This window comes from Streptomyces sp. NPDC048297, assembly GCF_043201585.1.
Taxonomy (GTDB): Bacteria; Actinomycetota; Actinomycetes; order Streptomycetales; family Streptomycetaceae; genus Streptomyces.
This window is the reverse complement of record NZ_JBICZA010000007.1, coordinates 34,932-53,322: the sequence shown is the minus strand read 5'-3', so window position 1 is coordinate 53,322 and position 18,391 is coordinate 34,932. Positions and strand designations below refer to the sequence as shown.

The 18,391-nt window shown below is 68.1% G+C and carries 14 protein-coding genes and 3 pseudogenes; 6 read left to right on the top strand and 11 right to left on the bottom strand.

Annotated elements, in window-relative coordinates:
- Positions 1 to 14 precede the first annotated feature (14 nt).
- Together ACGFYV_RS09790 and ACGFYV_RS09785 are read left to right on the top strand one after the other, a co-directional pair.
- Complete coding sequence (locus ACGFYV_RS09790) at positions 15 to 152, top strand: hypothetical protein (protein ID WP_393877834.1); 138 nt, start codon at positions 15 to 17, stop codon at positions 150 to 152.
- Between the two features lie 96 nt (positions 153 to 248).
- Positions 249 to 554 (top strand): annotated as a pseudogene (locus ACGFYV_RS09785) (hypothetical protein); the annotation flags it as partial.
- 360 nt (positions 555 to 914) lie between these two features.
- On the opposite strand, the gene ACGFYV_RS09780 reads toward ACGFYV_RS09785, so the two are convergent.
- Positions 915 to 1,319 (bottom strand): nuclear transport factor 2 family protein, encoded by a 405-nt coding sequence (locus ACGFYV_RS09780; protein ID WP_393877833.1) that lies wholly within the window; start codon positions 1,317 to 1,319, stop codon positions 915 to 917.
- A 702-nt stretch (positions 1,320 to 2,021) separates the two neighbouring features.
- Between ACGFYV_RS09780 and ACGFYV_RS09775 the strand changes: the two are divergent.
- Positions 2,022 to 2,189, top strand: a pseudogene (locus ACGFYV_RS09775) (transposase); the annotation flags it as partial.
- A 212-nt stretch (positions 2,190 to 2,401) separates the two neighbouring features.
- Here ACGFYV_RS09775 and ACGFYV_RS09770 read toward each other — a convergent pair.
- Positions 2,402 to 2,803: pseudogene (locus ACGFYV_RS09770) on the bottom strand (FAD-dependent oxidoreductase); the annotation flags it as partial.
- A 596-nt stretch (positions 2,804 to 3,399) separates the two neighbouring features.
- A complete protein-coding gene (locus ACGFYV_RS09765) occupies positions 3,400 to 5,709 on the bottom strand; it encodes a LamG-like jellyroll fold domain-containing protein (RefSeq protein WP_393877832.1) in 2,310 nt (769 codons plus the stop codon).
- A 119-nt stretch (positions 5,710 to 5,828) separates the two neighbouring features.
- On the opposite strand from ACGFYV_RS09765, the gene ACGFYV_RS09760 reads away from it, so the two are divergent.
- Together ACGFYV_RS09760 and ACGFYV_RS09755 are read left to right on the top strand one after the other, a co-directional pair.
- Complete coding sequence (locus ACGFYV_RS09760) at positions 5,829 to 9,164, top strand: polymorphic toxin-type HINT domain-containing protein (RefSeq protein WP_393877831.1); 3,336 nt, start codon at positions 5,829 to 5,831, stop codon at positions 9,162 to 9,164.
- Positions 9,161 to 9,442, top strand: coding sequence for a hypothetical protein (locus tag ACGFYV_RS09755; RefSeq protein WP_393877830.1), 282 nt, complete (start codon positions 9,161 to 9,163; stop codon positions 9,440 to 9,442). Before ACGFYV_RS09760 ends, ACGFYV_RS09755 begins: the two co-directional genes overlap by 4 nt.
- A 136-nt stretch (positions 9,443 to 9,578) precedes the next feature.
- Here the strand turns inward: ACGFYV_RS09755 and ACGFYV_RS09750 are convergent, their stop codons facing one another.
- The 7 genes from ACGFYV_RS09750 to ACGFYV_RS09720 form a co-directional block, all read right to left on the bottom strand.
- Positions 9,579 to 10,886 (bottom strand): tyrosine-type recombinase/integrase, encoded by a 1,308-nt coding sequence (locus tag ACGFYV_RS09750; protein WP_393877829.1) that lies wholly within the window; start codon positions 10,884 to 10,886, stop codon positions 9,579 to 9,581.
- Positions 10,886 to 11,110 carry a helix-turn-helix domain-containing protein gene (locus tag ACGFYV_RS09745; RefSeq protein WP_393877828.1) on the bottom strand — a complete coding sequence of 75 codons (225 nt, stop codon included), beginning with the start codon at positions 11,108 to 11,110 and terminating at the stop codon, positions 10,886 to 10,888. The genes ACGFYV_RS09750 and ACGFYV_RS09745 overlap by 1 nt, the downstream gene beginning before the upstream one ends.
- Entirely contained in the window at positions 11,110 to 12,540 is a 1,431-nt protein-coding gene (locus tag ACGFYV_RS09740) for a replication initiator (RefSeq protein WP_393877827.1), read from the bottom strand. Before ACGFYV_RS09740 ends, ACGFYV_RS09745 begins: the two co-directional genes overlap by 1 nt.
- A 151-nt stretch (positions 12,541 to 12,691) precedes the next feature.
- Positions 12,692 to 13,441, bottom strand: a complete 750-nt coding sequence (locus ACGFYV_RS09735) for a DUF2637 domain-containing protein (protein ID WP_393877826.1) — start codon at positions 13,439 to 13,441, stop codon at positions 12,692 to 12,694.
- A 43-nt stretch (positions 13,442 to 13,484) separates the two neighbouring features.
- On the bottom strand, positions 13,485 to 14,879 hold the full coding sequence (locus ACGFYV_RS09730; protein ID WP_393877825.1) for a cell division protein FtsK: 1,395 nt from the start codon (positions 14,877 to 14,879) through the stop codon (positions 13,485 to 13,487).
- Between the two features lies 1 nt (position 14,880).
- Entirely contained in the window at positions 14,881 to 15,069 is a 189-nt protein-coding gene (locus tag ACGFYV_RS09725; protein ID WP_393877824.1) for a hypothetical protein, read from the bottom strand.
- Complete coding sequence (locus ACGFYV_RS09720; protein ID WP_393877823.1) at positions 15,066 to 15,419, bottom strand: hypothetical protein; 354 nt, start codon at positions 15,417 to 15,419, stop codon at positions 15,066 to 15,068. The genes ACGFYV_RS09725 and ACGFYV_RS09720 overlap by 4 nt, the downstream gene beginning before the upstream one ends.
- A 177-nt stretch (positions 15,420 to 15,596) precedes the next feature.
- Between ACGFYV_RS09720 and ACGFYV_RS09715 the strand changes: the two genes are divergently transcribed.
- The gene (locus tag ACGFYV_RS09715) at positions 15,597 to 16,469 is read left to right on the top strand and encodes a GntR family transcriptional regulator (protein WP_393877822.1); all 873 of its coding nucleotides are present in this window, start codon (positions 15,597 to 15,599) and stop codon (positions 16,467 to 16,469) included.
- Between the two features lie 96 nt (positions 16,470 to 16,565).
- On the opposite strand, the gene ACGFYV_RS09710 is transcribed toward ACGFYV_RS09715, so the two are convergent.
- Positions 16,566 to 18,377, bottom strand: coding sequence for an IS481 family transposase (locus tag ACGFYV_RS09710; RefSeq protein ID WP_393877821.1), 1,812 nt, complete (start codon positions 18,375 to 18,377; stop codon positions 16,566 to 16,568).
- Positions 18,378 to 18,391: the final 14 nt, after the last annotated feature.

Here is an 18,391-nt window from a genome sequence, read left to right as displayed (position 1 = left end):
GTACGCTCCGCGCTGTGCCCTTGCTGACGACGGACACCCTTCGGTGCGCTGCCTCCTCCCTGCAGCGGGACATGGACCCCCTGACCGGTTCGATCACCCTGTCGATCACGGCGGAACCTCCGGAGCTCGTCCAGGACGCGCGGACCGAGTAGGCCTTCCGGAGCGCGGTGCTCGACAACGTCGTATCGGCTCTGCGTGTGCTCGGCACAGGCCGTGACGACGAGGAGTTCGAGGCGCCTCCGGTCGCCCTGGAGTTCGCTCGGCGGCTCGCGCAACAAGGCGTCGAGTACTACTGCGCGGACAGCGAGAACGGCGACCACGTCGAGGACCCGTCCGAAGACGCCCTGTTCATGCTGATCAGCGACTTGAACGGCACGGACAACACCTTTGTCGTCATCCAGCCCGACGAGGACGATCCCGCCTGGTTCGCCTCCGTCGCGGTCCTGGACGAGGGCGGCTACGAGATCGTCCGGCGCGAGACCACCTGCCGCGAGCACGACGTCACCATCGAGACCAGCGACATCCTTCCCACCCGCCCCACAGAGCAAGCCAGTTCAGATGTCACCCGATCGTGCGGCAGACCCTGCAGCAGACCCGACCGCGGATACGACCACGACAAGTACCGCCGACTGGTCTGGGACCTCGGTGTGCAGTCGCTGATCGCCCGGCGCGGAACCGAGCACGGCTCCGGACTCGGCACCCAACGATGAGTCGTGGAGCGCGCATTCGCCCATCTGCACTGGTTCCGCCGTCTGCGGATCCGTGGGGAGATCCGCGACGACATCCACGAAACCTTCCTCACGCTGGGATGCACGCTCATCTGCCGGAGGCGCTTGAAGTCATCGCGATAGGAGTCTTGGGACTCCAACAAAGTGACAGGCTCGCCAGCTGGCTGAACCGAGCGAGGCCAGGAATCAGGTTCCGGCGATGGTTCGGCCCGGCATCGGCTCCGCGAGCGCGGCCCGCCAGGCCGGCGCGCCGAAGGGGTCGGCGAAATACTGCGTCTCGTGCACCACGTGCTGGTCGGCGAATTCCATGATGCTCACCGAGTACGAAGGCGCACCGTCGTAGGTGATGATGCATTCGCTCACCCACAGATTCGCGTGGCCGGTGATCCGCTGGACGGTGAAGTGCCGGTCGGCCGGGTGTCCGCCGCGTTGCGCCGAAATCGCTGCTCGGCCCCGGAATCGCTCGCCTGACTGCGGGTAGTCCAGGATCGCGTCCGCGGCGTAGATGGCGTGCTCGGCTACGGTGTTCCCGCGTTCCGAGGCCCGCCAATGCTCCTCGATCGCGACCCTGGTCCGGGAGTCAGCATCCATGGCACCGCCCTTCCGTAGCGGTGACAGCCTAAACACACCGGGCCACAGCAGGCCCGGGACCAGGCGGACGTGGGCTGCCAAGTCCTCCCTTTGGCCGGATCGGAGGGCGGCAGCCATCCACCGTGGCAACGGCGCCGAATGGCCGCCACTCGGCTTACCCGTCTTCGATCCATTCCGTAAGCGGTTCCAAAAGCCCACGTCATCACCCGTGCTCACCCCTCCCGTGCTGACTTGGTGCTGACTACGCTCCGTTGAACTCGGACATCTTGGGGTCGATCGACTCAGGGCCGTTACGTGGTAGGCGACCTGAACGAGAGGTCGACCCGGCTTTGCCGCTCGGCTCTGCGGGCAAGGACAAGGCGTCGCGCCCGCGCGTGGAACGCGTTCGGCCCAGCAGATTCTTCGTCAGCTGGTTGTACGGCACTTGCGCGGATCTGACCTGTGTCGATGACGCAAGTTACTCCTGATGCGGCTTCATTGACCCGTCAGTGGTCCGGATCTTGGCTTCTCTCATCCGCCAGTGAGGGCGAGAACTCCGGGCCAGGCCGCAACCGATGGGGGACGGCGAGAGGTTGCGTCCAGGAAGTGGTGTATGGGTTCGACCTGGTCCGGGGTTTTGCTCCGGCGTCGGGGTGAGGCCCGCATAGATGAACGGCCACCGGCTGATCTTCGAGGTGTCGAGGCCCGAAGGAGATCAGCACGATGACCGCACCCGACAGTCTGCCTCTGCACGCCCTTACTGAGGACAACCTCGCTGCGGCGAGTCCCGATCTGCTGCGCGCGATGGTCAAGACGTTCGCCGACGCCCTTATGTCCGCGGAGGCGGACGCCCTCTGCAACGCCGGATACGGGCAGGTCAGCGACGAGCGAGGTACCGCTGTGGCCCGTCCGCCCGGCCAGAACTTGTCCGCCTCCGTTGCTTCGTGAAACGACGGAGGCGGACAGTGGCTGGACCTGCCAGAGGTCGGCCATCCGGTCGCTTGGAGTGTCCCGGTCGTACGTGGTGCCGGGTGACCGTGGCCGATGACGTGGTCGGCGGTGCGTTCACCGCTACGGGTGGCGCCCTCCATGAGTCCGGTGTGGTCGGGTTCGGCGTACTCGCCCGCGAAGTGGACGGCGCCGACCGGACGTTCGAGGAGCTCGGAGTCGTCCGTCGGCGTTTCCGGGCTGTGTGCCGGGTATGCGCCGCGTGCGAAGGGGTCTTGCTGCGACACGGTGATGGTGGCGGGGCGCGTCGTGTCGAAGTCCAGCTCGGATCGGATCTTGCGCGTGGCCCGGGCCGAGTTGTCCGGTCCGTCGATGAGTGCTGCCGCGTCGATGGCCGCCGGTGAGCCCATGAAGCTGTTGAGCACCGGGGCGGCCCGGCCTCCGGCGTCGACGGCGATCCAGTTCCAGAAGCGGCCCGCGCACTGACACCAGAGTGCTGGTCGTCGGCGCGGTACGTAGTGGGAGTTGCAGCTCGGCGGCCTTGCTTTGAACCACATGGCGGAGACCTGCACGTTTCCACTCGGGCAGACCGAGCTCGAGGCCTTCCGGGTCGCGCACGAGGGCCAGAGGCAGGGCGACGACAGCGGCGTCGAAGAGCGCACATCCGGAGTCAGTGGCGACGCTCACGCCGCGCTCGTCCTGGCCGACCCGTCGTATACGGGCACACCGAGTCGAATGGTGTCACCGAGCGGGGCGGCCAGCGCGGGTTGCCGCCCGCGACCCGCCGGCTCGGCAGGGGCTCGAAGGAGGCCAGGTGATCCAGTGCGGCGGCCGTGACCGGGTGCGCCTGGACCGCTGTGGAGTTCTCCATCCGTGCACGCAGGGCCTCCACCAGGTCAGGATTCGTTTCCAGCCGCTGCGGCACGTCCTCGGTCGAGGGTGTCCCGGGCAGGGTGCGGGCGAGGCGGCGGCCCGGCGGCCAGCGTCGAAGATGTCTTCGGTGCTGATCGACGGGCTCTCTTGGATGCCTCGGTCGCGGTGGGTCAGGCCCCGGGTGAGTGGCCCTGGTGCCCCTGGAGCGTCCGGTCTGCAGACGTGGTCGGGCCCCGCCGCTCCTGGTTGGGAGTGGCGGGGCCCGGGGCGGATGGTGTGGTCAGTGCAGGGTGCTGACTTCGGTCGCCGTCAGTGTTCGCGGGTAGACGTGGACGTCGGCCACGGAGCCGGGGAACGCCAGGTACGGGGTTGTGGCTGAGGCGCTGTTGACGCAGCCGCCGATGGCCAGGGGGAGGGAGGAGTCGTACTGGGGGCTGAGGTTGGTGGCTGTGCCCATCAGGGTGCTGTTCTGGTAGAGGGCCATGGTGCCAGTGCTGGCGTCTCCGTCGACGGGAGCGGTGTAGGTGGCGACGAGGTGGGTCCAGGTACCTACCGTGGCGGTGTTGGCGTCGCCTTCCGCGGTGGGGAAGTTGGCGCTCGGGTCGTTGCTGGTGGTGGTCTGGAACATCCATCCCCTGTTACTGGCGTCGTAGGCGAGGTAGAAGGCGTGGTGCGTGGTGGTTCCCTGGCAGATGGCGGCGCTGCCGGCCGCTGAATTGAGCTTGACCCAGGCGGAGACGGTGTAGTCGCCGAGGGTGTTCACCGCGCTCTGCTTGCTCTTGAGGAAGCCGGTGCTGCCGTCGAAGGCGACACTGCCTGACAGGCCGCTCGGTGCGTCGGTGCCGAAGGTGGCGCTGCCGGACGGGGTGAGCGGGTTGAGGGAGGCCGTGTCGGTGCCGTCGGTGGCGAGCTCCCAGTCGTCCTCCGGCATGCCGTTGTCCCAGCCGCTCGGCACGGTCACGCTGGCCGCGCCGGCCTGGCTCGCCGTCATCGCGTACGGGTAGACCTGTACGTCGGAGATGGAGCCGGGGAAGGCGTTGTACGGCGTGGTCGCGTCTGGGCTGTTGATGCAGCCGCCGACGGTCAGGGGCATGGAGGAGTCGTACTGCGGGGTGAGGTTGGTGGCGGTCCCCATCAGGGTGCCGTTCTGGTAGATCGACATCGCACCGGTGCTGGCGTCTCCGTCGACGGGAGCGGTGTAGGTGACGAGGAGGTGGGTCCAGGTTCCGACTGCGGCGGTGTCGGCGGCTCCTTCCGCTGTGGGGAAGTCGGCGCTCGGGTCGTTGCTGGTGGTGGTCTGGAACATCCACCCCTGGTTGTCCCTGTCGTAGCCGATGTAGAACGCCTGGTGCTGACTGGTTCCCTCACAGATGGCGGTAGCCGGGTTGGCTGTCGAGTCGAGCTTCACCCACGCGGAGACGGTGTAGTCGGTCAGGGTGTTGACCGCAGTGTGGTCGCTCTCCAGGAATCCGGTGCTGCCGTCGAAGGAGGTTGCGCCGACAGGGGCATTGGCCGCGTCCGGACCGGCCGAGTCGAACGTAGCCTCGCCGACCGCGGTGAACGGGTTGTCCCCGTTGGCGTCGGTGCCGTCGGCGGACAGCTCCCATTCGTTGTCGGGGGTGTCGCTGTCCGTGGCGAGCGGCACGATCAGGTTTGGTGCGATGCTGACGACCTGGGTGTTGGTGTCGTTCAGGTATTGGGCGGCGAGGTCTGCGTAGTACGCGTCGGACGGGGCGCCGCTCGAGAGGTCGGCCGCCTTTACGGTCGATGAGGTGGCCGTGCCGTCCGTGGAGACCGCCGCGGCGAAGTCGATGACCTGCGTCTGGAAGCTGTTGAGCAGGTAGCTGTTGACCTGCTCGCGTGCGGCTTCCTGTGTCGCCGTGCCTGGGTGGGTGGCGGTGAACGGCGGGATGGTGGCCAGGTAGACGGTGATGTTGGAGTTCTGCGTCACCGGCTGCTGGTTGATGTAGGTCTGCCCGTCGTCGGTGCCGTACGAGCTCAACTGGCTGTTGAGCGTGGCCAGTCCGTTCTCGACATCGGTGGCACAGGTGTCGGCGTCGCTGGGGCAGTTGAGCAGGTCGGCGGCGCCGGTGGAGACGAGGACGGTGCGCACGTTGCCTTGGGCCAGCACATTGCGATCCAACGGGTTGAGTGCGTTGGTCGGGGTGCTGCTGTACGTGCCCTGCGGCAGCAGGTTGTTGTTGAGGCTGTTGGTGCCGGCGTTGAGCACGCCGTAGTCCACGGTGCCGTCGCCGTTGGGGTCGTCGACGATGGCGCCGGTGATGGCGTCGCTGAGGTGGTGCTGGCCGTCGCCGCTCGCGGTGTCCCCGTTGACGCTCTGGTCGCCGTACAGGACCAGCGAGCCGGTGGGGGCGGAGGTGGGCGTGGTGGCGTCGATAGCGGCCAGGTACGGCAGACCGGTGTATGTCGTCTGCGTGAACTTACCGGCCACGGTGTCACCGGTGCGGTTGGCCGCGTCGCTGACCCATACGGGGGTCCGGGCCGCGGCATGGCCGGGCATGGCGGACACCGAGCCGTGGACCTGCAAGCTGACCAGCAATGTGGCCTGCTGCGGAACGGGTAGCGTCACCGCGTCGCTGGTGATGTCGCCGCCCGCCGGCGATGTTGCGGCCGCTACAGGTACAGGCGACGGCGGAGAACTCAAGCACCGCGGTCTCGGACACCCAGTACGATTCGCACGGCTGGACGGTGGCCACCAACAACGCCTACGCCGTGGGCGGCAGCCCTGGCAACAGCCTGATATCGGTCTCCCAGGTCTCCATACCCGACACCACTGTCACCGACTACGACGGGCAGGGACGGGCCGACCTGGTCACCGAGGAACACGACGGGGTCAAGACCTGGACCACGACCACCGCCTACACCGGAGACCGGACCACCGTCCTGCCTCCCAAGGGCGGGGTGGTCTCCGCCAAGGTCCTCGACGCACGCGGCCAGACCACCGAACTGGACCAGTACACCGCCCCGCCCACCGTGTCCGGTACCGCGGCCAACGGCTTCACTGCCACCGGCGGAACCCCCTCGGCCACCACCTACGGCTACACGGCCGCGGGCCAGCAGCACCAGGTCACGGGTCCCGACGAGATGGTGTGGACGTTCGACTACGATCTGCTGGGCCGCAAGAAGTCCCAGACCGACCCGGACGCGGGCGAAAGCAGTTACGGGTACGACGACGCCGGCAACCTCGTCTCCACCACCGACGCCAAGCAGGTCGAACTCGATTACACCTACGACCTGCTGGGACGCAAGCTCAGCGGCACCGACAAGGCCAAGTCCAACTTCCAGTTCGCCTCCTGGACCTACGACACCCTTCGCATCGGTCTGCCTACCTCATCCACCCGCTACATACAGGGCACCACCGGCGGCTACACGGTCGCCGCCACCGGCTATACCACCCTCGGTAAGCCGACCGGCACCAAGATCACCCTGCCGGCATCCGAGGCGCCGCTGCCCTCTACGTACACGACGACCTACACCTACACGGTCAGAGACCAGCTGCTCGCCACCCAGAGCGACCCGCGCACCCAGGGACTGAACAACGAAGTCATCACCTATGGCCACGACGCGCTGGGCAACCCGACGACCACCAGCAGCAGTGCCAACATCTATGTCGGAGCGACCGTCTACACCGACTACGGTGAACCGTCGAGGCTGACGTTCGGCGCCTCCACCAACCCGGCCTGGGCCACCTACAGCTACGACGACCAGACCCGCCGCCCCACCGACCGCCTGGTGGAGCGGACCCAGGCGCCCGGCCCTACGGTCGACGGCACCAAGTACACCTACGACGCCTCCGGTAACCCCACCTCCACCAGCGACCAGCAGTCGGAGACCGGCAACACCGTCACCGACCAGCAGTGCTACGGCTACGACGCGCTGGACCGGCTCACCGACGCCTGGACCGCCAACGACAACTGCGCCGCCAACCCGCCCACCGGCAGCACCCTCACCACCACCCCCGGCTCCTACTGGCAATCCTTCAGTTACGACGCCATAGGCAACCGCCACCAGAGTGTCGACCACGCCATCGGCGGGTCCGGCACCACCGCCACCACCACCTACACCGACGGCTGCACCACCAACTGCACGCCCACCGGCGCCCAGCCCCACACCCTCACCGCCACCACCGGCGGCATCAACCCCACCAGCTTCGTCTACGACGAAGACGGCAACCTGCACACCCGCACCCCCACCACCGGCCCCATCCAAACCCTGACGTGGGACGACGAAAACCACCTGACCCAGGTGGACGCGGGCGGCAGCAGCCCCACAACCACCAAATACCTGTATGACGCCGACGGCAACCAGCTCATCCGCCGCGACCCCGGGAAGACCACCCTGTTCGCCGGCGACACCGAAATCGTCGTCAACACCAGCGTCACCCCCAACGTGCTCCTCGGCGCCGTCCGCACCTACACCCACGGCGGCGCCGGAACCCCCGTAGCCGTCCGTTCCAGCCTCTCCGGCGGCGGACTGAAGTACCTGTTCAGCGACCCGCACGGCACCGCGACCCTGTCGATGGACACCACCACTCAGCAGGTCGCACGCCAGCAATACACGCCCTACGGTCAGCCACGCGCCAACGCCAACAGCACCGCCTGGCCCGACCCGACCCACTCCTATCTCGGCGCACCCCAGGACAGCTCCACCGGCTACACCGACGTCGGCGCCCGCAAGTACGACCCGAGTCTGGGCCTCTTCATCAGCGTCGACCCGATTCTGGAAGCCACCAGCCCTCAGGAACTCGGCGGCTACACCTATGCCGCTGACAATCCCGTCACCTCCGCCGACCCCAGCGGCCTCGAATCGTGCTACCCGCACTACTGCTCCGGAGACAACGGAACCAACGCGCCCTACAAGTCGTACGACGATCCCGCGTCGTCAAAATATGAGTCGTCGGACAGCAGGACACTGCCGCCGCTGAAGGACATGAAGAAGTTCGGCGGCCACGCGCCCACGATCACACAGATGATGGGCTACGGAACCTACCGGGCGGACCTCTCTCCGGCGTGGAACGTCGAGCTGTACTACCGGGAGCGGTGCACCGGTGAAGCCCTGCTCTGGACCTCCTCCTGCCAGGGATTTCAGCAGTTCTACCACCACTGGGCCAACATCAAGGACGTGCCGAGCAACCCTTGCACGGCTGTGAGTCTGTGCGAATCCCTCGGCGATCTCGCTGTCGGTATCTCCGCTGCGGCAGCTCTCGAAGAAGAAGCCATGCTGGAGGGCGTTCCCTTCTGCAGCTTCGATCCGAAGACACCGGTTCTGATGGCAAGCCGGAAAACAAAACCGATCGGCAAGATCAAACCGGGTGACCGCGTGGAGAGCGCCGATCCGGAGAGTGGTAAGCATCGCGGGCCCCGCAAGGTCACCGCTCGCTTGGTCCATCACGACGACGACCTCGTCGATGTCACGATACGAGGCGTCAACGGCCGCGACGAAACGCTTCATACCACCTCGCGTCACCCCTTCTGGGACGACACGCTCCACACCTGGGTCCCCGCCGGGAAACTCAAGCCCGGTCACGCCCTCAACACCGCGACTAATCGCCACGTCCGCGTTGACGCGGTCGTCGCCCGCCCTGGCGCCGCGGACATGTACAACCTCACCGTCCAGGAACTCCATACGTACTATGTGCTCGCAGGCAAGACGCCGGTTCTTGTGCATAACAGTAACGGCTGCCCGGAAGTATCCATTTACAAGGCGCCTGGTACTGGCATGACGGATAGGCTGCTGAAGGACGGCTTCCATGAGAGTGACTTCCCGGGATCTGGAAATGGGTATCCGGATGGACGGGCGTACTTCGGGCTGGCGGACGAAGGGAAGACTATTGCGCTCGATTACGCCAGTCGTGGAGGCTATGACGGCGGTGTCGTCGAAATCAGAATCCCGAAAGCTGATTTTGAACAGCACTTCAGTCAGTACGTAGGCTCGCATAACGGCGTTCCTGGCGTGGAGGTTGCCATTCCGAATACCGTGTTCGATCGACTTAACCAGTACCCGCGAAGTTTGGTAGGGCAGTGACAAACGGCCAGCTCAGCGAATACGAGCAACACCTCATCGGCCAGATGGTCGATGGCGAGATTGAGGCGGTCTTTCGCTGGGGAGTCATCGTGGATCTGGGGCTATCTCGCGTTGGGCTCATTGACGCCCTGTACATCGACGCTGGGGATAACTACCAGGTTGGCGATCGAGTCAGCGGCTATCTGGACTGCTTTGACGAGCAGAAGGACAAATTCATCTTGAGGCCACCTAGCCAAATCCCGCTTGCTGAGCGGCTGAGGCGGGCAACGGGTCAATAGTTGGAATTCGTCAACCAAGTCCGCGCAGGCTCATGAGGAGAATTCCTGCTGACTTGCTGGGGGAGTCCAGAGGCCCACCGGATTTTGTTTCCGGTGGGGCCTCTGGGGCGTCTGACGGCAGTAGTTGACGGCAACGTCAGCGGACGGGTGCTGCGCAAAGCGGGGGATCGTCGCCGTCATCGGGCTTGGCAGTGCTGTTGGCGGCGTGGCGGAGGGCGGTGCTGAGGATGTCGATGGCGTCGCGCTGGAGCCGAAGTCGGACGTGGGCGTAGACGGTGGCGGTGACGCCGATGTGGGCGTGGCCGAGGAGTTCCTTGATGACGACGAGTTCGACGCCCTGTTCCAGAAGGAGGGTGGCTGCTGAGTGTCGAAGATCATGGAACCGGATGCGGCGGAGCCTGGCACGGTGGAGCAGGGTGTTGAAGTGCCGGGTGAGAGTGGCCCCTTCGATCGGGGCACCGTTGGGCCGGGTGAAGATGTAGCCGCTGTCCTTCCAGCCCGCGCCTGCCGCTTCGCGTTCCTGACGCTGTAGGTTGCGGTGCTGTTCGAGGGAGCGCAGGCATGGCGTCGGCAGGGCGATGCGCCGTTCGGAGCTCTGGGTCTTGGTCGGGAGGGCGGTCAGGCCGGCGGTGTTGGTGCGCTGGAGGGTGCGGCGGATGCTGGCGGTGCCACCGGTGAGGTCGAGGTCTTCCCAGCGCAGGCCGAGGAGTTCGCCCTTGCGGAGCCCAGTGTGCAGGGCGAGTTCGAACAGCGGCTGCAACCGGTGACCGCTTGCGGCGGCCAGAAACTCGCGCGCTTCCTCGGCGGTGAGGGGTTCGAAGCGGCGGGGCCGTGGTGTGCCGGTGCGGACGTTGCGGGCGACGTTGCGTGGGATTTCCTCCTCGCGCACGGCGTGCTCCAGGGCGGACTTGAGGACGGAGTGCACGTAGGACAAGGTCAGCGGCGAGAGCCGCTTGGAGCAGCACTTTCCGACAGCGCAGCAGAGGGGCTCGTCGCGGGCGGTGTCGAGGCCGCGGGTGCAGCACTGGCAGGTGGTGCGGAGCTGGTTGAGCCAGGTGCGTACGTCCTTGGCGGTGAGCTTGGCGAGCTTCTTCCGTCCGAGGCCGGGGATGAGGTAGAGCCGGGTGACGGCGGTGTAGCGGGTGTGCGTGTTCTCGCGGAGCTGGTGGACGGCGACAGTGTCGAGCCAGTACGTCAGGTACGCGGCCACGGTGCCCTGCGCAGACGGGACGGGGACGCCACGGTTGCTGGCGGCGATCTTCTCCGTGAGCTTCGCCAGGGCCTCCGTCCTGGTGGTGCCGTAGACGCGGACGCGCTTGCGGGTGTTGCCGGGAGCGAGGACGTATCCAGCGGCTTCCCAGCGGCTGTCCTTGCGCTGGTAGACAGTCCCATCGCCGTTGGCGCGGACACGGCGGGAGGCGGGGGTGTCGCGGGGCGTGGTCATCAGGCGGCTTCCTGTTCGAGGCGGGTGTGGATGAAGTCGGTGAGGGCGTGGGTGGGGATGCGGCGGGCGCGGCCGAGGGTGATTGAGGCGAGTTGTCCGGTGCGGAGGAGGTCGTAGACGGCGGAGCGGCCGAGCTGGAGGCGGGCCATCACCTGGGGCACCGTCAGCAGATCCAGCACCGGGACCGCTTCCGTGCCGAGGACGGTCGGCGGGGGCGAGTTCATCAACTGCCACCTTCCGCGATGAACCGTCGTTCCAGTTCCTTGCGGTGCCACACGCCGGCGGCGAGGAGTGCGGCGCCGGGGCTGTAGCCCGCGCCCAGGTACTCCCACCGACCGACGACGAGCGTGGTCGTCGGGTCCGGCTCGGGCAGGCCGGTGTGGGCGCGGGCCTGTTCGGTGCGCCAGGCGAGGCGGGCATCGCGTAGCGCGCCGAGCGTGACGGAGTAGCGGCGGGACTTGGTGGAGAAGTGGCCCCGGAAGCCGAGCATGTGCGCCCACTTCCAGAGCTTCAGGTGGTCGAACTCAGGCAGCCTGCCCAGCTCCCAGCAGGTACGGATCATCTGCCGCACATGGCGGGCGACGGCGAGGCGGGGCAGCGGCCGGGCCTGTCCGGTCCCGTCGCAGGCGGTGCACGGCAGCGGGGTTCCGTGGGGCAGCAGGGTGGCGCCGCGGCCCTGGCAGGGGCGGCAGAACAGGGAGCGGTCGAGGGTGCCGGAGGCGTCGGCGGACTTGGTGGCGTACTTCGCCACGTAGGCGGCGACGGCCTGGTCGGTGAGTTCGCTGTCGGTGCCGAAGACGGCGATCTCGCGTACGTCGAGTTGCTGGCCCCAGGTGAGTTCGCGTTCCCCGATCGCGTCCGAGGTGACTGAGATGCGGGCGCGTGGTGCGGCGGCCCTGATGGCGTCGGTGAGCACGGCGACCGTGGCGTACGAGGGCGGGGGCTGGGTGCTGCCGTCGGGTCCGTCGAGGCGGATCACGGCGTGGAAGTGGACCAGGCCGCGCTTCTGGTACTCGGCGACCTTCGCGAAGGACATCCGCAACACCGCGCGTGCAGCCTTCTGCGTCATACCGAGCCGGACGGCGATCTCCCGGCGCAGGTAGGTGGTGAAGCGGGCCCACAGGGCTCCGGCGTGGGCGTTGAAGAGGACCGCGCCCGCGTAGTCGTACGTCGCCGGATTGAGCGGCGTGCCCAGCAGGGGGTCTGCGGCTTCGTGGCGGGTGCCGCAGCGACAGGGCCGGGCCTCGGGGCGGTTGTGGACCGGGCCGAAGGACGGCGCGGTGAGGGTGGCGAAGACGCGGGGGTGGGTGCGGACGGTGTCGGGGACGCTCTTGCCGCCGGAGAGGCCGGCGCGGATGAGGTGGTAGGTGTCGGCGGCGTAGAGGCGGGAGCAGGCCGGGCAGCGCGAGGAGCGGCGGTTGCCGCACCCGGTGAGCAGACTGCCGGTGGGCTCGGTGTCGGTGGAGTAGGAGCGCAGGACTTCACCGGTCGTGGTGTCGACGGTGGTCGTGTGGCCGGTCAGGCGGACGGGTTCGGTGCAGCCACCGAGGTGTTCGATCTGCTGCTGTGCGCGGTCGAAGTCGGGGTGGTTGACGAGGTGGAGCAGGTCCCGTATGGCGGGGCTTGCCACGTGTTGCAGGTCCGGGGTGACCATTCGGGGCGTGTCCCTTCTGTCGGGTGGGTGTCCCCGAGCAGCAACCAGCCAGGTGGGAAGACGTGTTGGTGCTGCTCGGGGCATGACGAACCAGGCCCATCGGGTGGGCGTGGGGTTGCGCGAGGGGGATGCGGCTGGTGCGGGCCGGGGCTCAGAGTTGAGCGAGTGCGGCGGTGGCCACCGGCAGGGCGATGCCCATGCGCGTGCCCAGGTGGGCGGCGGTGATCGGTGTTCCGTTCTCGGCGCGGTGGGTGTCCGCGATGCGTCGGGCTGCGTCCAGTAGGGCGGCCGGCAAGGCCGGGCTGGAGGCGGGACGTGGCGTCTTGGTGACGGTGATGGGCGGAGCTGCGGTCGGAGCCGGAACGGGCTCCAGTTCCTCGGCCGGGGAGGCGATGACGGCCGGGACGGGCGTTGGAGGTACCGCTTCGGGTGCGGGCGCTTCGTCGGGCACCGGTTCGGAGATGGGGGTGGGCGTGGCCTCCAGGTTCTGGGTGGGACGGGTGAGGGTGTGGAACTGGGCGAGGAAGGCGGGGCCGACATGGCCCCAGCCGAGGAGCAGGAGCGGGGCGACGGTGTCCAGGCAGGCCCGTCCGTAGCGTCCGGCGAGTAGTGGTTCGGCGGTGTTCAGGGCGAGGGTGAGCAGGCCGCACAGGTGCAGCAGCCGGGTACCGGCCCGCAACTCCGCCTTGGACACGCCGTGCAGGGCAAGGAACCGCAGCGCGACGAGGAGGCCGACGACGGACAGGTCCACCATGGGGGCGATCAGCGGCGCGATCGGACGGGGGACGCCGAGTCGCAGGGCGAGCGCCCAGACGTTGCCGAAGGAGAAGACGAAGGCCAGGGCCGCGATGACCGCCATGACCGCGGTCACGGTGCGCCGAGTGAACCGTTCCTCCGTCATGCGATCAACCTCCTTCTTTCTTTCTGGCGTGGGCTTTTCGGGACTACTTGGCAAGCGGGGCCCGGGGTGCTGCCGTGGTCCGGCCGGTCGAGCGGAGAAGGGCGTCCAGGCACAGGTCCGGGTCGGCGGTCAGGTGCGAGGTGTCCTCGGCGACGCGGGCGGCGTCGGTGTCGGAGACGTAGGGGGTGCGGATGCGGGTGTAGCCGGGGCGGCCCTGCATCGCCATCACGGCGACGCCGACGTAGGCGGGGTCCTGCAAGGTGACCGGGCTGGCGTCGGGCCAGTTGCGGATGTCCTCACCCAGCGCGGCCACCGCTGCCTCCACCGTCTTCTGCGCGAAGGACAGCCCAATGGGGCACACGTCGCGGATGAAGGTGGGGATGGCGTCGCCGGTGGTCTTCTGGCTGATCAGGATCACCAGGATGCCGACGCTGCGGCCCTTCTTGACCAGGTCCTCCACCAGCCGGGCGTTCTCCGCCGTCAGCGCGGCAAGACGTTTCGTCGTCGGGTCGCTGCCCTTGTACTCGCGGAAGTACGTGTGCGCCTCATCGATGATCAGGACCGTGAGCGGCCACTGTGGTGACGGGCCGACGTGCCACATGTTCTTCACACCCAGCACGTCCCGGATGGTCGCCGAGCGCCGCTTGCGCAGCTCCACCAGGCGCTTGAACAGCTCGTTGGCTTCGTCGAGGTCGTCGCCGCAGAACGCGAACATCCGCTTGACGAGGTCGGCGTAGTCGCCCTCCGAGGCCCGTGACACCTTTCCGTCCGCCGTCGCGATCTGCATGGCCGGGGACGGTGCGAAGTCGCAGACGAACTTGTTGACCCCCGAGGTCTTGCCCGCACCCGGGACGCCGGCCACGGTTACCCCGGGAACGTTGGCCAGGGACACGCACACCCGGGCGGCGTACTCGTCCACCCCCAGCTCCCAGCGCGTCAGGTCCGTGGGCGGGCGGCCGGTGGGCCGGTGCTCGGTCGGCGTGGTCAGCGGGTCGGAGCGCACGCCCCGGATCACCACCCTGCCGGGGCCGTCCGGCAGGACGGACACCCGCGTGCACCGCCAGGCGTCCGCCAGGAACCGCGCCGCCTTCTGGTACTCCTCCAGCCCGACCTGCGGCAGCGTACGCGCCCGCACGATCACCCCGTACTGGTCGGGCTTGACCTTGATCTTCGGAGTCAGGACCCGTGGCGCGGGAGTGACACCGTCCTTCTGCGCAGCGATCTGTGCGAGCAAGCTCGGGGTCTTGTCGGTGACCGTCAGCCCGGCCATCCGCGCGAGGCGCACCCAGCCCCAGCGGACCCGCACGGCCTGCCGCATGCTGACCCGCGTGCCCCGGTCGGCCCGCACGTAGCGCACCACCGTCACCAGCAGCCACACACCGACCAGCGCTATAGCGATCGGCAGCGCGTACGACGCGTATCCCGTGACAGCGTCCATGTCAGGCCCCCCTTTCGTGTATCCGGCGGAACACGTCGCCCAGGTCGAGGTGGGCCGCCTGTTCCGGGTCCAGGCCGAGCAGATCGAGAACTGCGGCCGAGACGGCGAAGGTGGCCTTGCCCTCCGTGTCCGGCAGGGGCCGGAGCGGGTGCAACTCCCGCTCCCGTGCGAGGTTTTCGAAGCGGGTCACTGGTTCGCCTCCACCGTCACCAGCTCCAGGCGGGCGGCGCGGTAGGCGACGCCGTCGGAGAGCTGCCCGTTGAAGATCCGCGCCCACGGGGTCGCGAACAACTCCACCGGCCGCACCATCGCCCCCGGCTTGAGCCCGGCCGCAAGGCCGGTCTCCGGAACGGTGATCTTCAGGACCTCGGCCCGGCCGTCCTCCATGAGCATCACGGTCACCGTGTACAGCGCCGCCCCGGTCTCCCGGTCGGTGGCGACCTCCCCGGTCTGCTGGTCCTTGATCTTCAGCACCGGATCGGTGCCCGCGATGCACACCGCCGACGGCAGCAGAGCAACCCGGATACGGGTCATGGCCATGCCATCACATCCTCGTTCGATGGAGCCGCCTGATCGACTCGCCACGAGCACAAGGAGATGATCGCTGAACTTGCAAGCCCGATGAAGTTGTGACTGCGGTGAGGTGGATGGGCGGTCAGGCGGGAAGCGCAGGAATCTGCCTGTAGCGGCTCACCGGGCAGGCGATACCGTGGGGCCATGACCCTGCCCTTGGACGAGGACTCCCGACCGCCGTATCTCCAGGCCGCCGCCGCCCTGCGGGACGCGATCCTGACCGGCGAGTTCACGTCGGGCGAGCGCCTGCCCTCGGCGAACGTGCTCGGCGAGCGGTTCGGTGTCTCCAGCTCCACCGTCCAGAACGCCCTGCGAGTCCTCAAGCAGGAAGGGCTGGTCTACTCCCAACTCGGCCGGGGCAGCTTCGTGAGCTCGACGGCCGGCGGAAGTGACGCTCCGGGTACCCCAGCAGCAGATGCAGACGGCGAGGAGCCGGGCCCGGACTGGCCAGCCGATCTCATCCGCAACGACGACGGCCGCCCGCCCTACGTCCAAGTGGCCGACTTCCTCCGCCGCGACATCGCAGAAGGCACCTACCCTCCGGGCTCCCAGCTCCCGCCCGCCCGTGAGATCCAAGAACGCTTCCAAGTAGCCAACTCCACCGCGCAGAACGCCTACCGAAGGCTCAAGCAGGAAGGGCTCGTGTACTCGGTCAAGGGCCGCGGTGTCTTTGTGCGCCAGGCCCCGGAGCCGGGCAAGCACCACGGGCCGATCACGAACTACCTGCTACGGGAGGAGATCGCCCGCGAGGCCCGCGCAGCCGCCGCCGACTTCGCCGACCTCACCGATGACGAGCTACTGGCACGGGAAGCGGAACTCGACCAACGATGGGTCACCATCCGTGAAGAACACCAGCGGATCTTCAACGAGCGCCGGAAGGTCAAACGCGAGACGAGCCGACGCGGCCTGTTCCTGCCACCGCTCCATGACGACGACGCCGACTCGGACGCGTCGCCGCGCGAGAAACTCGAAGCCGCAGTGGCCGAATCGAAGAAGCGCCGACAGCAGCGCCCCTGACGGTCAGCCTGGCACCTTGGCCAGATGCGGCGACAGGGATGTCGGATCCCAGCTGATGCCTGACGTTTCTGTCCCAGGTGATGCTTGACGGTGGGCCTAGACAACGTAGGGAGCCCCGTGGGGCTTGTTCGCTTTCACGTTACGGACCGGGACGTCGGTCGTGCGCCGGATCACCCGGACCTGACCGTCCAGCTCGACGCTGATCGTCGTGTCCGAGACGTGCACGGTCACGGTCTGCCCTGCGTACGGACGGCCCAGGGAGACAACCTGGCGGCAGACCATGACCGTGCCCACCGCACTGACCCGCCGCTGCACCCGCACGGGCTCGATGCCCGGACGCGGCGGCGGCCCGGCCGGACGCAGGCCCCGCAACCTGCGCACTTCCTCGCCACTCAGCGGGTTGGGCCGCACCCGCAGCAACTGCCTTGAGGACAGGTCGAAGAACGACAGCGTCTCCTCCTCGACGCGGATGCCGACCTGGCGGCCGCCGAGGATCTCCGCCGCCAGCACCTGGCGCCCGCCCAGGCCCACCAAGCCGCAGTTGTTCACGACCCGGTCCACCTCGAACGCCATCCCGTCCCCGGCAGGCAGCGGGGCCGGACCGGCCGCACGTCCACCCCGGGCGGCCAGCCGCCCCAGATCCGCCACCGACAGGTGCGAGCGAACGGTCTTGATCCGCGTCCCGGCGATCAGCAGATGGATCACCGAGATGTCCGCCCAGAACGTCACCGTCAGCCCCGAACGGGACGGGCCGAGCCAGAACTGCTTACCCGCGACCTGCAGATTCCCACTCGCAGGCACCACCCGCTCGAACTCCACCGGCCCGCCCTCCTCCACCCGCACCACCTCCGGAACGGGGGCAGGAGCAGGCTCCGCCCCGACCGGATCGGGCACCGCGGCGGGAGCCGTCCGCTGCTGCGGCACCAGCGCCAGCACTCCGGGAATCCTCAGGCCCAGCACGTCCCGCTCCGACTCGGGCACCGGAGCGAACCGGTCGCCCGGGGACTGCATGTCCAGCGCCTGATGCGGACGCTCGGAGTTGTACTCCTCCACCCACCGATCCAGCGCCGCCTGAGCATCCTCGACACTCTCGAACGCGCCGCAGTCGTCGAGGAGTTCGCGCCGCAGCGTCTGATGGAACCGCTCGACCTTGCCCGTCGTGGTCGGCGACGCCGGCTGGGTGAGGCGGTGCGCGATCCCGTTCTCCCGGCAGATCCGGTCGAACAACACCTCACCACCCTGCCCGAACCGGTCGGTGAACTGCTTGCCGTTGTCGGTCAGCACCTCCTCCGGCACCCCGAACACCTGCAAGGCCCGGGCGAACGCCGCACACACCGCCCTCCCCGTCGCCCGCTCGACCACCGACGCGATCACGCAGAAGCGGGAATGGTCATCCACCCCGGTCACGACCTTCGCCTCGGTCAGCTCACCGGTCACCGCATCGACCAGCATCACCCCGCCGACGATGTCCATCTGCCACAGCTGCATCGCACGGTCCCGCTGCCAGCGCTTGTAATCCGACCGCTTCCGGCGCCGAACCCCCGGCTCCACCAGCCCATGCCGGACCAGGATCCGATACACCGTCATCCGCGACGGCACCGGCACCACCGCCCCAGACCGCTCCAGCACATGAGCGATCCGCCGCGGACCCCACCTCGGATGCTTGCGCCGCAGCTCACACACGGCCGCCTCGACCTCGGCGGACGCCTGATGCGGACACGACGCCGGCCTACGAGAACGATCAGCCAGCCCAGCCAGACCCGAGGCCGCATAGCGGGACTTCCACCCGCTGACCGTCTGCCGCGACACCCCGAGCGATGCGGCGACCTCGGTCACCGTCGCACCCGCCAGCACCGCCAAGACAGCCCGGTATCTCTGCTCGACAACCGACAACTCCACCAGAGCCAATCCCGGCCTCCCCA

Excerpts from the sequence above, each read along its gene's own strand:
- ACGFYV_RS09780 (WP_393877833.1), bottom strand. The coding sequence starts at position 1,319 with ATGGATGCTGACTCCCGGACCAGGGTCGCGATCGAGGAGCATTGGCGG.
- ACGFYV_RS09750 (WP_393877829.1), bottom strand. The coding sequence starts at position 10,886 with ATGACCACGCCCCGCGACACCCCCGCCTCCCGCCGTGTCCGCGCCAAC.
- ACGFYV_RS09745 (WP_393877828.1), bottom strand. The coding sequence starts at position 11,110 with ATGAACTCGCCCCCGCCGACCGTCCTCGGCACGGAAGCGGTCCCGGTG.
- ACGFYV_RS09740 (WP_393877827.1), bottom strand. The coding sequence starts at position 12,540 with ATGGTCACCCCGGACCTGCAACACGTGGCAAGCCCCGCCATACGGGAC.
- ACGFYV_RS09735 (WP_393877826.1), bottom strand. The coding sequence starts at position 13,441 with ATGACGGAGGAACGGTTCACTCGGCGCACCGTGACCGCGGTCATGGCG.
- ACGFYV_RS09730 (WP_393877825.1), bottom strand. The coding sequence starts at position 14,879 with ATGGACGCTGTCACGGGATACGCGTCGTACGCGCTGCCGATCGCTATA.
- ACGFYV_RS09720 (WP_393877823.1), bottom strand. The coding sequence starts at position 15,419 with ATGGCCATGACCCGTATCCGGGTTGCTCTGCTGCCGTCGGCGGTGTGC.
- ACGFYV_RS09715 (WP_393877822.1), top strand. The coding sequence starts at position 15,597 with ATGACCCTGCCCTTGGACGAGGACTCCCGACCGCCGTATCTCCAGGCC.